13 protein-coding genes are annotated in these 14365 nt (G+C 64.1%); 4 read left to right on the top strand and 9 right to left on the bottom strand.

What is annotated here, in order from left to right; translation table 11 throughout:
* Positions 1-31: 31 nt before the first annotated feature.
* The 3 genes from KUV74_RS19155 to KUV74_RS19165 all read right to left on the bottom strand — a co-directional run bounded on the left by KUV74_RS19155 (position 32) and on the right by KUV74_RS19165 (position 2688).
* Positions 32-787 carry a lysophospholipid acyltransferase family protein gene (locus KUV74_RS19155; protein ID WP_045990830.1) on the bottom strand — a complete coding sequence of 252 codons (756 nt, stop codon included), beginning with the start codon at positions 785-787 and terminating at the stop codon, positions 32-34.
* Positions 784-1680 carry a sugar nucleotide-binding protein gene (locus KUV74_RS19160; RefSeq protein WP_045990831.1) on the bottom strand — a complete coding sequence of 299 codons (897 nt, stop codon included), beginning with the start codon at positions 1678-1680 and terminating at the stop codon, positions 784-786. The genes KUV74_RS19155 and KUV74_RS19160 overlap by 4 nt, the downstream gene beginning before the upstream one ends.
* Positions 1681-1914: 234 nt before the next feature.
* Positions 1915-2688: a sulfite exporter TauE/SafE family protein gene (locus KUV74_RS19165; protein ID WP_045990832.1), complete on the bottom strand. Its 774-nt coding sequence runs from the start codon at positions 2686-2688 to the stop codon at positions 1915-1917.
* 204 nt (positions 2689-2892) lie between these two features.
* Between KUV74_RS19165 and KUV74_RS19170 the strand changes: the two genes are divergently transcribed.
* The gene (locus KUV74_RS19170) at positions 2893-3417 is read left to right on the top strand and encodes a CinA family protein (protein ID WP_045990833.1); all 525 of its coding nucleotides are present in this window, start codon (positions 2893-2895) and stop codon (positions 3415-3417) included.
* Between the two features lie 26 nt (positions 3418-3443).
* Entirely contained in the window at positions 3444-4274 is an 831-nt protein-coding gene (gene nadE / locus KUV74_RS19175) for an ammonia-dependent NAD(+) synthetase (RefSeq protein WP_222517132.1), read from the top strand.
* Between the two features lie 191 nt (positions 4275-4465).
* On the opposite strand, the gene ssb is transcribed toward nadE, so the two are convergent.
* Positions 4466-5131: a single-stranded DNA-binding protein gene (gene ssb / locus KUV74_RS19180; protein ID WP_045990835.1), complete on the bottom strand. Its 666-nt coding sequence runs from the start codon at positions 5129-5131 to the stop codon at positions 4466-4468.
* 268 nt (positions 5132-5399) lie between these two features.
* Entirely contained in the window at positions 5400-6785 is a 1386-nt protein-coding gene (locus tag KUV74_RS19185) for an MFS transporter (protein ID WP_108133424.1), read from the bottom strand.
* A gap of 184 nt (positions 6786-6969) precedes the next feature.
* On the opposite strand from KUV74_RS19185, the gene uvrA reads away from it, so the two are divergent.
* Together uvrA and KUV74_RS19195 are read left to right on the top strand one after the other, a co-directional pair.
* A complete protein-coding gene (gene uvrA, locus KUV74_RS19190; protein ID WP_045990837.1) occupies positions 6970-9840 on the top strand; it encodes an excinuclease ABC subunit UvrA in 2871 nt (956 codons plus the stop codon).
* A 294-nt stretch (positions 9841-10134) separates the two neighbouring features.
* Entirely contained in the window at positions 10135-11373 is a 1239-nt protein-coding gene (locus KUV74_RS19195) for a PD-(D/E)XK nuclease family protein (RefSeq protein WP_222517133.1), read from the top strand.
* Between the two features lie 49 nt (positions 11374-11422).
* Here KUV74_RS19195 and KUV74_RS19200 read toward each other — a convergent pair whose 3' ends face one another.
* The 4 genes from KUV74_RS19200 to rpsD all read right to left on the bottom strand — a co-directional run bounded on the left by KUV74_RS19200 (position 11423) and on the right by rpsD (position 14353).
* The gene (locus KUV74_RS19200; RefSeq protein ID WP_222517134.1) at positions 11423-11998 is read right to left on the bottom strand and encodes a lysozyme inhibitor LprI family protein; all 576 of its coding nucleotides are present in this window, start codon (positions 11996-11998) and stop codon (positions 11423-11425) included.
* Between the two features lie 226 nt (positions 11999-12224).
* Positions 12225-12614 (bottom strand): 50S ribosomal protein L17, encoded by a 390-nt coding sequence (gene rplQ / locus KUV74_RS19205; RefSeq protein WP_045990838.1) that lies wholly within the window; start codon positions 12612-12614, stop codon positions 12225-12227.
* A 39-nt stretch (positions 12615-12653) separates the two neighbouring features.
* Positions 12654-13652, bottom strand: a complete 999-nt coding sequence (locus tag KUV74_RS19210) for a DNA-directed RNA polymerase subunit alpha (protein ID WP_108133880.1) — start codon at positions 13650-13652, stop codon at positions 12654-12656.
* A gap of 80 nt (positions 13653-13732) precedes the next feature.
* Positions 13733-14353 (bottom strand): 30S ribosomal protein S4, encoded by a 621-nt coding sequence (gene rpsD / locus KUV74_RS19215; RefSeq protein ID WP_045990840.1) that lies wholly within the window; start codon positions 14351-14353, stop codon positions 13733-13735.
* Positions 14354-14365: the final 12 nt, after the last annotated feature.

Here is a 14365-nt window from a genome sequence, read left to right on the forward strand (position 1 = left end):
CAAGACCGGCCCCAGTGGGGCCGGATCGCGTTCAGCGACTGACACTGCGTGCCAGTTCTTCGGGCGCGGGTCTCGGCACGCTGGAGATCTCTTCCAGGCGCGCCTCGATCCAGGCTTCGGTCTCGACCAGCACCTCTTCAGGGGTGCGTCCTTCGGTGGCGATAGGCTCGCCCACCACCAGCGAGATGCGGCCAGGCCGCTTGATCCAGTCACGCCCCGGCCAGCATTCGCCGGCGTTGTGGGCCACCGGCACCACCGGCACCCCGGCGCGACAGGCGATCACCGCCCCACTCTTGTTGTAGCGGCGACGCTTGCCTGGCTCTACCCGGGTTCCCTCGGGAAAGATCAGCACCGACAACCCCTCCTTGAGCCGCTGGCCTCCCTGGCTCAGTACCTGGCGCATGGCCCGGGCAGGCTTGGAGCGGTCCAGGGCGATGGGGTGCAACAGGCGCAGCCCCCAGCCAAAGATCGGAAAGTTCAACAGTTCCTTCTTGAGCACCGTGCACACCGGAGGCTTGAGCAACTGCAGGTAGACGGTTTCCCACTCGCACTGGTGATTGGACAGGATCACCACCGGCCCATCGGGCAGTTTTTCACGCCCCTTCATCTCGTAGCGCACCCCGCACACCAGGCTGAACCAGGCGATGATGAAGTGGTTGTAGAGGTTGAGCAGCCGATAGCGCGAGCGCAGTGGCAGCAGCGGCGCCGGCGGCAGAAACAGCAAGCCACACACCAGCATCGCGGCAAAATAGCCAATATAGAAGATCACGCTGCGCAGCAGATTCATGCGTCCTTCCCCTGACTCGTCGCCTGGCAGGCCACGTCTTCCCGCGCCCGACACCAGGTGTCGAGCATGCGCCCCACCTCGAGCCGCCAGGGCTTCTGGTGTACCCCGAACACTTCCAGCACCCGGCGACAGTTGAGTACCCGGCGCAGCGGCTGATCATGGTGGTGGCTGAGCGCCTTCACCTCGCCCAGCGCGATGTTTTCGCCCTGGCCTTCCAGACGCGTGCCCAACTGGGTGCGCACCATGCACACGAAGGTATAGGCGCTGACCGGCTCTACCCCGGCCAGATGGTAGCTGCCCCAGGCATTGGCGCCGCAGGACTGCTGCTGCAGCATGCCGATCAGCGCCATGGCCACGGCATCAGCGGACGTCGGGCACAGGGTCACGTCGGTCTCGGCGGGCACGGTGCCGCCATCGATCAGGGTATCGAGCAGTTCGCCGAGCCAGGCGTGGCTACCCTCCAGGGCGAACATGGGACCGACCCGCACGATCAGGTGCTCGGGGCACTCGGCACGGATACGGTCGCCCGTCGCCACCAGCCGGCGCAGCCCCTCATCCCGAGGCGCCGGAATCACGTGCTCGTCGATGGGCGAATCGTGGCCATCCTCGTAGAGCTGGTCACAGACGCACCACACCAGCGGTATGCCGACGTCACGGCACGCCTCCATGCAGGCCTCGACCGCCTCGGCGTGTTCGACCACCGCGGCGGGCGGCACGCTGAAGGGGCGCGACAAGGGGGGAATGATCAGCGCGTCCGGCGCCAGCGTACGCAGCGCTTCAGGATCCACGCGGGTCGCGGGATCGATCACCAGCTCGGTATCACCGCGCCGATTGCTTTCCCGCGCCAGGGCCAGGGACAGACAATGCCCGGCGTCCAGAATCAGCAGCTTCACGACGACTCCTCGTCCATGAGAGCGCCGCACGAGACTCGTACGACGCCCTGGCGTTACGGCCGGTGTCCAGACGCTGCGACAAGAATAGCGGCGAGAACCACCACTCGCACATCACGCCCGAGGACACCAAAGGGCCATATTCTACACCAACTGCTCATCGATCAGCGCCCCTCTTGGAGGTAGCAGACCCTCGCCATCCATCGAGGTGAAACGTCTTGCTGCCGGTTGGCGCGATCAGCCGACGCTGGTCGCAAGGCCCACCAGACTGACCGCCACCAGCACCACCCCGAGCACCCGGAAGAACACCTCGGAGCGAGCACCTAGCAGCGCCTGGTGGACTCGCTCGCCGAGTACATGGCCCACCATGGCGCAGGGCAACAGCCACAGGTGATGCTCGAGCTGCAGGTCCACTCCGGCGATGATGAAGGACACCATCTTGATCACCACCAGGATGAACCACAGCACAAACAGGGTGTCGCGCAACTGGTGCTTGGCCACATGGGAAGCGAATACCGCGACGATCAGCGGAGCGCCGATCAGCGATGCTCCACTGACGTAGCCGCCCAGCGCCAGCAGCACCACGTCCACCGTCTTGCTGCGGCTACGAAAGGGGCGATTGAGGGCGTAGCTGGCGCCGTAGACGATCACGATCACGAAGATCACCGCCGTCATCAGCTCAGCCGGCAGGGTCAAGAGGCCAACCACGCCGATCAGCTTGGGCACGATCATGATCGCCAGCGCGCGCTTCAAGTAGCGCCAGTCGATATTGCTGTCTCCGGTATTGCCGGTCTGCTGGATCTGACGATGGCCGCGCCAGGCGATCCAGCTCGAGAAGATCAACAGATGCACCGCCACCAGCGGCAGGAACACCAGTGGCTCATCGAGCACCAGCAGCAGGAAGGGCAGCGCCAGCACCGCCCCACCGAACCCCAGACTGGAGCGCACGAAACCGCTCCAGCAGAAGATCAGCCCGATCAACGCGTACTGGTACCACAACAGATCCTGCATCCGCCGCTCCCTCCTGGATCACCACTAAATTATTTGTCTGCTTATCACTTTAGCCTGTCTGGCTGCACGGCAACATAAGACATCAGTGGAGATAGAGAGGCATCCGTCTCGCAAGGAGTGGGTTGGAAGACCCGGCCTTCAGCCCCTATGCTGAATTTGCCAAAACGAGCATTTCCCACTCTCATCCTCGCAGGAGAGCACGCCATGGAATGGCTGGAAGATCTTGTCGACTACCTGACCGAGCACGACATCAAGCTGGCCACCGCGGAGTCCTGCACCGCCGGTCTGATCGCCTCGGAACTGGCCCGCGTACCTGGCAGCGGCCAGGTCATCGACAGCGGACTGGCCGTCTACTCGCCTGAGGCCAAGAACCGCTACCTCGGGATCCCCTTCGAGACCATCTCGCGCTACGGCCTGACCGGCGAGGAGATCACCCGGGAGATGGTGCTGGGCACCCTGAACAACTCCAACGCCAAGCTGGCGATCGCCAACACCGGCATCGCCGGCCCAGGCGAACCCGAGGATGGACCGCCCAAGGGCACGGTGTGCCTGGGCTGGGGTTTTCGCTACGAGGACAAGATCTACGTGATCACCACCACCGAGCATTTCGACGGGGATCGCAACGAGGTCCGCCTGGCGGCGGCCCATCATGCCCTCAAACGGGTGTGTGACTGGCACCGCGACATTCGCGACGGCAAGCTCGCGCCCTACTGGCGTGAGCACGACTGACACCCCAATCCCGCAAGGAGGCACGGATGACCCACGACGATATCGACCAGTTGCAGCGCATCATCGCGCGTGAACTCGAAGTCCAGCCCGGGGCGGACATCAGGGATGAAATTCAGCGGCGCCAGGCGTTTCTGATCGACCAGCTTCACACCACCGGCCAGCACTGCCTGGTGCTCGGCATCAGTGGCGGCGTGGACTCGACCAGCGCCGGCCTGCTGGCCCAGCGGGCGGTCGAGGCGGCGCGGGAGCGACTGCCCGAAGCACGCTTCATCGCCATGCGCCTGCCCTATGGCGAGCAGCAGGATGATGACGACGCCAGGCAGGCGCTGGACGCCATCCAGCCGGACGAGTGCCTGACGGTCAATATCAAGCCGGCCAGCGACGCCATGCTGGAAGCGCTGGAGCAGGCAGGCCTTGAGTTTCGCGATCAGGCCCACCGCGACTTCGTGATGGGCAATATCAAGGCGCGCCAGCGGATGATCGCCCAGTACGCCGTGGCCGGCGCTCAAGGAGGCCTGGTCATCGGCACCGACCAGGCCGCCGAGGCAGTGATGGGCTTCTACACCAAGCACGGTGACGGCGCCTGCGACCTGGCGCCACTGGCCGGCCTGACCAAGGGCCAGGTCCGCGACATGGCTGCACAGCTGGGCGCCCCGGACACCCTGGTCAACAAGGTACCAACGGCGGACCTGGAGTCACTGCGCCCGCAGTTGAGTGACGAGGAAGCCCTCGGCGTCAGCTACGCCGCGATCGACCGCTTCCTCACCGGCGAGAGTGTCGCCCCCGAGGACGCCGAGCGCATCATCGCCACCTGGCGACGCACCGCCCACAAGCGTGCCATGCCCAGGACGCCCTGATACCCCGGGCACTTGAGGCGAAGCGCCTTGGCCGAAGAGAGACGCTGCAAGAGAGAGGCACTGGGCGAGAAGAGGCTCTGCACTGAAGAGGTGCTGACCAAAAAAGAAGACCCGAAACGCAAGGAGGCCCTGCCGATGCAGGGCCTCCTTGGTTTGCTAATGACGCCATTTGATGGCATCCACAACGGGACTTAGAACGGGATCTCATCGTCGAAGTCGTCGAAGTTGCCCGGGTCCGGTGCGCCGAAGCCGCCCTTCTGACCACCGCCCTGGTTGGGCGCCTGCTGGGGCGGACGGTTCTGCTGAGCGCCACCCTGCTGACCGCCGCCAAAGTTGCCGCCCTGCTGGGGCTGGCCGCCACCGAAGTTGCCGCCCTGCTGGGGCTGGCCACCACCGAAGTTGCCACCCTGCTGGGGCTGACCACCACCGAAGTTGCCACCGCCCTGCTGGGGCTGACCACCGCCGAAGTTGCCGCCGCCCTGAGGGCCGCCGCCGAAGCCGCCACCCTGGCCGCCTTCACCGCGACCATCGAGCATCTGCATGTCGTTGGCGACGATCTCGGTGGAGTAGCGATCCTGGCCGTTCTGGTCCTGCCACTTGCGAGTCTGCAGGCGACCTTCGATGTACAGCTTCGAGCCCTTCTTGAGGTACTGCTGGGAAATCTCGGCCAGCTTGTTGAACATCACCACCCGGTGCCATTCGGTGCGTTCCTGGCGCTGGCCGCTCTGGCGGTCCATCCAGGTATCGGTGGTCGCGAGGTTCAGGTTGGCCACGGCGGTGCCGGACGGTGTAAAGCGTACCTCCGGATCCTGGCCGAGGTTGCCGATGAGGATGACCTTGTTGACGCCACGGGCCATGGTTGACTCCTTGATGCAGACAATGGGTGCCGGGCCGGCGGGCAGGATAGCTGCCACGCCCCCGGTGACAATCGGTCGGCGTCGATCGGTCGACGCCACAAAAGCGGATGTCGCTACTATACGCGAGATCGAGACGATTCGCCGCCGTGAAGAACGGCTCGGCACTCGAGCGCAGACAGTGTGCGGCGACGTGATGTCGCGACAAGGTGCCGACACTATCTACCGCGACTATCTGCCGCGGCTATCTACCGCAACTATCTACCGCTACCTAGGAGCGCTGGGTCGAAGAACGGGTCAGCCGCGCCAGCGCCTCGGTGTCCAGGGTGGCGCGATCCACCTTCAGGTAAGCCAGCCGCTCTTCCGGCACCACCAGCACGTCCTCGACCCCGGCGACGGCGGCAAAGCGCGCCATCAGGTTGTCCAGGGTATCGCTCTCGTGTTCGTCGGCCAGGGCCACCACCTCGCTGGACAGGTGGCGCGGCGCGCGCATGCCGAGCATCAGCACGAACCAGCCAAGCCCCAGCAGCGCTGCCCCCAGGAACACCGCCGACAGCCCGAACTGCTGCGCCAGGAAGCCGCCCATCACACCACCGAGGAAGGCCCCCAGGAACTGGCTGGTGGAATAGACCCCCATAGCCGTGCCCTTGGCCCCGGCCGGCGCCAGCTTGCTGATCATCGACGGCAGGGTGGCCTCGAGCAGGTTGAAGGCGGTAAAGAAGGCCAACAGCCAGGCGCCCAGGGCTACCAGGCCCGAACCGGCGAGGCCCAGCCCGACCAGACTCAGGGTGATGGTAGCGATGGCACCCAGGCACATAAGCTTCATCTTGCGCTTCTTCTCGGCCACGATCACCAGCGGCACCATGGCGACGAAGGACAGTCCCATCACCACCAGGTAGACCAGGCCATGGCGGGCTTCGACGACGCCGGCATCGACCAGCTTGAACGGCACGGCGGTGAAGATCGCCATCAGGATCAGGTGCAGGCTGAAGATGGAGGCGTCCATGCGCCACAGGTCCATGCGCCCGAGGATACTGGCGAGCTGCCCGCGGTCGAGGCCGACGTCACGATGGCCGCGCCGGCGCGGCGCCGGCGGCACCAGTTTCCACAGCACCAGCATCCCCAGCGCCGCTAGCAGGGCGGTGAAGTAGAACACCCCGGCCAGGCCAAAGTGGCTGGCCACCAGCGGGCCGAGCACCATGGCGACGCCAAAGGCCACGCCGATCGACAGACCGATGGTCGCCATGGCGGCGGTGCGAACCTGCTCGCGGGTCTGGTCGGCCAGAAGCGCCATGATGGCGGCGGCCACCGCACCACTGCCCTGCAGACTGCGACCGACAATCATCATGGCGATGGAGTCCGCCTGAGCGGCGACCACGCTGCCGATCAGAAACAACCCCAGGCCAGCAGCAATCACCGGCTTGCGCCCGATGCGATCCGACAGCAGACCGAAGGGAATCTGCAGTACCGCCTGGGTCAGGCCATAGACGCCGAGCGCCAGCCCCACCAGCAGCGGGGTGGCCCCGACCAGGTGGTCGGCGTTGAGGGCGAGTACGGGCAACACCATGAACAGCCCGAGCATGCGTGTGGCATAGAGCCCCGCCAGACCGACGATGGCGCGCCGCTCGGAGGCTAACAAGAGTCTGGCCTTGGACATGAACGAATTCCGGCTTGAGAGCGGGGAGAGAGCCCCGAAGGTGGACCGCATATTCTAGCGCCTGGGGGCGATCCAGAAAATGCCGACACTCGAGTCATTTCACAAGCGTCTTTTCACCGGTGGCTTTGCCGGCCGGGCGACCGGCCACGTATAATCGACCTTTTGCCGCGTCTTCGAGGTGGGAATGGACAAGATTCTGGTCAGGGGTGCCCGCACCCACAACCTCAAGCAGATCGACGTCGAACTACCCCGTGACAAGCTGATCGTGGTCACCGGGCTGTCTGGCTCCGGCAAGTCGTCGCTGGCCTTCGATACCCTCTACGCCGAGGGGCAGCGCCGCTACGTGGAGTCGCTGTCCACCTATGCGCGCCAGTTCCTGTCGATGATGGAAAAGCCCGACGTGGACCATATCGAGGGGCTGTCGCCGGCGATCTCCATCGAGCAGAAGTCCACCTCCCACAACCCGCGTTCCACCGTCGGCACCATCACCGAGATCTACGATTACCTGCGCCTGTTGTTCGCCCGTGCCGGCACCCCACGCTGCCCGGAACACGGCGAGGACCTCGAGGCCCAGACCATCTCGCAGATGGTCGACCAGGTGATGGCGCTGCCGGAAGGCAGCAAGCTGATGCTGCTGGCCCCGGTGGTCAGCGGACGCAAGGGCGAGCACCTGCAGCTGCTGGCGGAGCTGCGCTCCCAGGGCTTTGTACGCGCCATGGTCGACGGCCAGGTGCTGGAACTCGACGACGTGCGCCCGCTGGACAAGAACCGCAAGCACGACATCAGCGTGGTGGTGGACCGCATCAAGGTGCGCGAAGGCCTCGAGCAGCGCCTGGCGGAATCCTTCGAGACCGCCCTGGGTCTGGCCGACGGTACCGCCATGGTCCACTTCATGGACGGTGAACAGGACGACATGGCGTTCTCGGCACGCTTCGCCTGTCCGGTCTGCGGCTACTCCATCGCCGAACTCGAACCGCGGATGTTCTCGTTCAACAACCCGGCCGGCGCCTGCCCCACCTGCGACGGCCTGGGGGTGCAGCAGTTCTTCGACCCGGAAAAGCTGATCAGCCACCCGGAGCTGTCCCTGGCGGAAGGCGTGATCAAGGGCTGGGACCGGCGCAGCGTCTACTACTTCAACCAGCTGAAGTCGGTGGCCGAGCACTACCGCTTCACCCTGGAGACACCGTGGCAGGATCTGGCCCGCCACGAGCGCGAGGTGATCCTCAACGGCAGCGGCAAGGACGACATCGCCTTCAGCTACGTCAATGATCGTGGCAAGAAGGTCACCCGCGAGCATCCCTTCGAGGGCGTGCTGCCGAACATGCAGCGCCGCTACCGCGAGACCGAGTCGAGCATGGTCCGCGAGGAACTCGCCCGCTATATCGCGGTGCAGCCCTGCCGCACCTGCGAGGGCTCGCGCCTGCGCAAGGAAGCCCGCCACGTGTTCGTCGACGACACCACCCTGCCCGAGGTGGTGCGCCTGCCGATCGGCGACGCCCAGCGCTACTTCAGTGAACTGAGCCTGCCTGGCCGGCGCGGCGAGATCGCCGAGAAGATCCTCAACGAGATCTCGGCGCGGCTCGAGTTTCTGGTCAACGTCGGCCTCGACTACCTCAACCTGGAGCGCAGCGCCGAGACCCTGTCCGGTGGCGAGGCCCAGCGCATCCGCCTGGCCAGCCAGATCGGTGCCGGCCTGGTGGGCGTGATGTACATCCTCGACGAGCCCTCCATCGGCCTGCACCAGCGCGACAACGACCGCCTGCTGCAGACCCTGGAACGCCTGCGCGACCTGGGTAACACGGTGATCGTGGTCGAACACGACGAGGACGCGATTCGTGCCGCCGACCACGTGCTCGACATCGGCCCCGGCGCCGGTGTCCATGGCGGCGAGATCGTCGCCGAAGGCACCCCGGAGGAGGTCATGGCCAACCCGGCCTCGCTGACCGGTCAGTACCTGTCCGGTACCCGCGCCATCGAGGTACCGCCCTGGCGCATCCCCGGCAACCCGGAAAAGATGCTCAAGCTCACCGGCGCCTCGGGCAACAACCTCCAGGACGTCACCCTGGAGCTGCCGCTGGGGCTGTTCGTGTGCGTTACCGGGGTGTCCGGCTCGGGCAAGTCGACCTTGATCAACTCGACCCTGATGCCGATCGCCGCGCGCGAGCTGAACAAGGCCACTACCCTGACGCCGTCACCCTACACCGGCATCGAGGGCCTCGATCAGCTCGACAAGATCATCGACATCGACCAGAGCCCGATCGGCCGCACGCCGCGCTCCAACCCGGCGACCTACACCGGCATCTTCACCCCCATTCGTGAACTGTTCGCCGGCACCCAGGAGGCGCGCTCACGCGGCTACAAGCCCGGCCGCTTCTCGTTCAACGTCAAGGGCGGGCGCTGCGAGGCGTGTCAGGGCGAGGGCATGATCAAGGTCGAGATGCACTTCCTGCCGGATATCTATGTGCCCTGCGACGTGTGCAAGGGCAAGCGCTACAACCGCGAGACCCTGGATATCCACTACAAGGGCAAGACCATCGATGAGGTGCTGGAGATGACCGTGGAGGAGGCGCTGGAGTTCTTCAGCCCGGTGCCCGCCATCGCCCGTCGTCTGCAGACCCTGGTCGACGTGGGCCTGACCTACATCCGCCTGGGCCAGAGCGCTACCACCCTGTCCGGCGGCGAGGCCCAGCGGGTCAAGCTGGCCCGGGAGCTGGCCAAGCGCGATACCGGCAAGACCCTGTACATCCTCGACGAGCCCACCACCGGCCTTCACTTCGAGGACATCCGCCAGCTGCTGACGGTCCTCCACCGGCTGCGCGACCACGGCAACACCGTGGTGGTCATCGAGCACAACCTTGACGTGATCAAGACCGCCGACTGGCTGATCGATCTGGGCCCGGAGGGCGGCTCCGGCGGTGGACGCATCATCGCCGAAGGCACCCCGGAACAGCTCGCCGAGATGGAGGTCTCCCACACCGGACGCTTCCTCAAGCCGCTGCTCAAACGCGCCGCCCCCACCTCGCGCAAGGGCGACAAGGAAACCGCGACCGCCTGAGGACGCCTCGGAACACAACGAGCGGGTGTCGCAACATCGCCAACGCAAGACGCCCGAGATAAGGCAAATGAAAAAAGGGGAAGGCCAAGGCCTTCCCCTTTTATCTTCCAGGCGTCGCGCACTTTTATCACGGGGAACAGGCGCGGCCTCATCCTGCGACTGCCGTTGTCATCTGAATACCAGATATCAACACCAATAGAAGACTGGCACCTGAACTCGATCACTTTTTGTGCCTCCACCTTTCGATATGCTGAGACACACAATCATCGGTTTGCCCACACAGGGAGGTCCGCCATGCCACACGAGAACAAGGAGCCATCACTTGATGATGAGCATCGCGCACTGGAAGCGCTATTCGAAAGGATGGAGCAGATGCCCCCGCCGGCGCCGCCAGAGCCCAACCTTTTTTCCATTTCAGGGCCGGGGCAACACGAGAACCGACTGTCGGACCTGATGGCGATCTTCATGGGTAGCCACGAAGGCGCCCCAAGGTGGCTGGCCAAGGCGCTAGTGGCGTGCCTTCTGAAAAAGGGCGCTTTCCCGGGTGAGCTAGAAGACGACCTGCTCTTGTGCACTGACTGGGACAGCCTCTCGGTCGAGCGCGAAGTCCCGTCGCCGGACGTTCGGGATGGCAACGACAAGCGGCTCGATCTGGTCATCTCGAGCGACAGCTTTGTGATCGGCATCGAACACAAGGTATGGGCGTCGGCGTCATACAACCCCTTCACTACCTACGCCGCCATGATTGACGCCTATCAGCAGCCCTATCAGGTCCGCTGCGTACTGAGCCCCCTGACCCAGCGGGACGATGTCCCCGTCGACTGGGTATGCGTCTCCTACGACGAGTTGATCACCGCCGCTCGAGAGCGATTCGGCGAGGAAGTCGCCACCAGCACCTTTACCAAATGGCAGGTCTTCTATCAGGAACTGCTGCAGCACCTGCACGCCATCGCCCACCAGGACAAGGCCATGATCATGGACGACAAGGAACTCACGTTCGCCCTCAAGCACTTCGCTCAACTCAAGCAGGCGGCGAGGAAACTCGGACTACTGGAAAGCGAACTGGTTCAGCAGTGCACTCGCACGTTGGCGTCCACTCTGGATATTTCGGAAAACGAGATCATCAAGTCGAGCAGCACCTGGCGTGACGAACAGCGGGTACTCCGCTTCTCCTGCCCCCACTGGGAAGGGCATAACAACCAGGCCTGCCTGGTCTATTACCCCACCTCGGAGTCTGACGCTGCCGACAGCGAAAGTATCGGCTTCTACGTCAGAGGCTACATCGACCGGCAGGCTACTTCTGCAGATCTAGAGGACATCGCCGAGGACTTCATGAGCACCGTTCCGGACACCTGCAGCGATGCTTGCTCCTTCTATCGCGATGGCGAACCTAAAGACTTCAGGTTTGAAAGCAACAAGCGCTATCTGGTCCTCGATGCCTGGCCCCACCCCTATACCCGAGAAGGCGCCCTGAACGCGCTGGGCGACCTGGCCCGCTGGATCGATCAGCGCCTCAGTCAAAGCGTCCAGTAAACCACAGGAAGACGCGGCCGCGATCGCTGGGTGGCGGCAAGGCGCACGCCTAAAGACTGCTCTCGTGCAGGATGCCCTTCAAGGTAAGCGCCCGCTGGGCGGTCTGTTCAAGCTGACAGGCGGCGGCGACGACGCTGCGGATGGTGCCATCCTGATAGCGGGCATAGGCGTAGCCGCACTCGGCGTCGCGAAAGGTGATCCAGGCGCGCTGCACGTCTCTTAGCGCGTCCACCCGGGAGATACCCACGTCAGGATTACCCTCGTCCTGCTCGCGCATCAACGCGCGCAGCTCCTGATACTGGGCGTTGAGCAGTTCATCCCAGACCCGGGTCTCCTGGGCCAGGCAATCGACGATGCCCAGGGTCGTGGCCCCGCCCGGGGTCTGCTGGCAGGCGTCGGCGGCGAGTCCGATGCAGTCACCCACCGCCCCCTGGCCCATCTGTACAAAGCAGTCGCGCACCTCGCCTGCGGCGACCGTGGGCGCCGCACTGCCCCCCACCTCGGCCAATGATGACGCCTGGGCAGCCTCCTTGCCCGCTTCTTCTGGATCGCCCGGCGTCTGCGCCACGGCGATGACTGGCGACAGCACCAGCATCGACAACAGCCTCTGCCAGGTCCTTTGCATGCCTTCCCCCGATACCTTGTCCCTGACTGACAGCATAGGGGAAGCCACGCCGTGCGGACACACAGCCCTGGCGCTTATGTCATCGCTGCCCCTGGATGCCAGCCCTCTCGGGCCGGCCCAGCTTCCGACCATCATGCCCAAGAGTCCCGTCGACAAATGACAGACACAAAAAAACCGACACCCGGAGGTGTCGGTTTCGCGTCGTATCGAAGCGCTGTCGAAAGGATTACTCCTCGCCGACGGCCTCTTCTTCAACGACGGGGCGATCGACCAGCTCGACGTAGGCCATGGGGGCGTTATCGCCGGTGCGGAAACCGCACTTGAGAATACGGACGTAACCGCCCGGACGCTCGACGTAACGCGGACCCAGCTCATTGAAGAGCTTGCCGACCGCTTCCTTCGAGCGGGTACGGCTGAAGGCCAGACGCCGGTTGGCGACGCTGTCTTCCTTGGCCAGGGTGATGAGCGGCTCGATATGACGACGCAGCTCCTTGGCCTTGGGAAGGGTTGTCTTGATCACTTCGTGCTCGACCAGCGACACGCTCATGTTGCGAAACATGGCCTGGCGGTGCGAGCTGGTACGATTGAGGTGACGACCACTCTTACGATGACGCATGGTTGTGATTCCTTACCAAACTGGGACTCGAGCCGACGCTTAGGCGGTGGCCTTGTCGTCCTTCAGGCTAGCCGGCGGCCAATTTTCAAGCCGCATGCCAAGGGACAGACCACGAGCAGCCAACACGTCCTTGATCTCGTTCAAGGACTTCTTGCCGAGGTTCGGGGTCTTCAACAGCTCCACCTCGGTGCGCTGAATCAGATCGCCGATGTAGTAGATATTCTCGGCTTTCAGGCAGTTGGCGCTACGAACGGTCAACTCGAGATCGTCTACGGGGCGCAGCAGGATGGGATCGATATGATCCTCTTCCTCGACCACTTCCTGTTCCTTGTCGGCTTCCAGGTCGACGAACGCTGCCAGCTGCTCTTGCAGGATGGTCGCGCTGCGACGGATCGCCTCTTCCGGATCCAGGGTGCCGTCGGTTTCCAGGTTGATGATCAGCTTGTCGAGGTCGGTGCGCTGTTCGACGCGGGCGGCTTCGACGCTGTAGGAAACGCGGCGCACGGGGCTGAAGGTCGCATCCAGCTGCAGACGGCCGATGGCGCGTGTCTCGTCGTCGGCTTCGCTGCGGACATCCGCAGGCTCATAGCCGCGACCACGGGCCACCTTCAGCTGCATCTTGAGCTCGGCGCCTTCATTGACGTGGGCGATGACGTGCTCGGGGTTGACCACTTCGACGTCGTGATCGACGGCGATGTCACCAGCGGTGACGACGGCCGGGCCCTGCTTGTTCAGCGAGAGCATCGCCTCGTCGCGGCTGTGCATCTTGATCGCCACGTCCTTGAGGTTCAGGAGGATTTCGATGACATCTTCCTGGACACCCTCGATCGCGCTGTACTCATGGTCGACGCCGGCGATCTCGGTCTCCACCACGGCGCAGCCGGGCATGGACGAGAGCAGGATACGACGCAGAGCATTGCCCAACGTGTGGCCGAAGCCACGCTCGAACGGCTCGAGCACGATCTTTGCGTGGTGTGCGCTGATCTCTTCGACCTTGATGTCGCGAGGACGGAGAAACTCTGTCACTGAACGCTGCATATGAACACCTTTCAGGCTGCCAAACGAATACTCGGTAATAACCGCCGCCCTCCCGGAGGAGGGCGGCGCGGACGGACCGCTTACTTCGAGTACAGCTCGACGATCAGTTGCTCGTTGATGTCGGCAGTCAGGTCACCGCGCTCAGGCAGGGCCTTGAAGGTGCCTTCCATCTTCTTGGCGTCGAGTTCGATCCAGGCCACGTCGCCACGGTTGGCGGCGATGCTCAGGGCGTTCTGGATACGCGCCTGTTGCTTGGCCTTTTCACGAACGGATACCACGTCGCCGGGCTTGACCTGGTAGGAGGCCACGTTGACGGTCTTGCCGTTGACGGCAATCGCCTTGTGGCTTACCAGCTGACGAGCCTCGGAGCGAGTGGCGCCAAAGCCCATGCGGTAGACGACGTTGTCCAGTCGGGACTCAAGCAGCTGCAGCAACAACTCACCGGTCGCACCCTTCAGGCGGGCGGCTTCCTTGTAGTAGTTGCGGAACTGCTTTTCGAGTACGCCGTACATGCGACGTACTTTCTGCTTCTCGCGAAGCTGCAAGCCGTAGTCGGAAAGACGCTGACGGCGCTGGCCGTGCACACCCGGAATCTGTTCGGATTTGCACTTTTTCTCGAAGGGAGTGACACCGCTCTTGAGGAAGAGGTCGGTACCTTCCCGGCGAGACAGTTTGCACTTCGGTCCAATGTAACGAGCCATGAATCTGTCTCC

Source organism: Halomonas sp. DP1Y21-3 (genome assembly GCF_019801245.1).
Taxonomy (GTDB): domain Bacteria; phylum Pseudomonadota; class Gammaproteobacteria; order Pseudomonadales; family Halomonadaceae; genus Halomonas; species Halomonas litopenaei.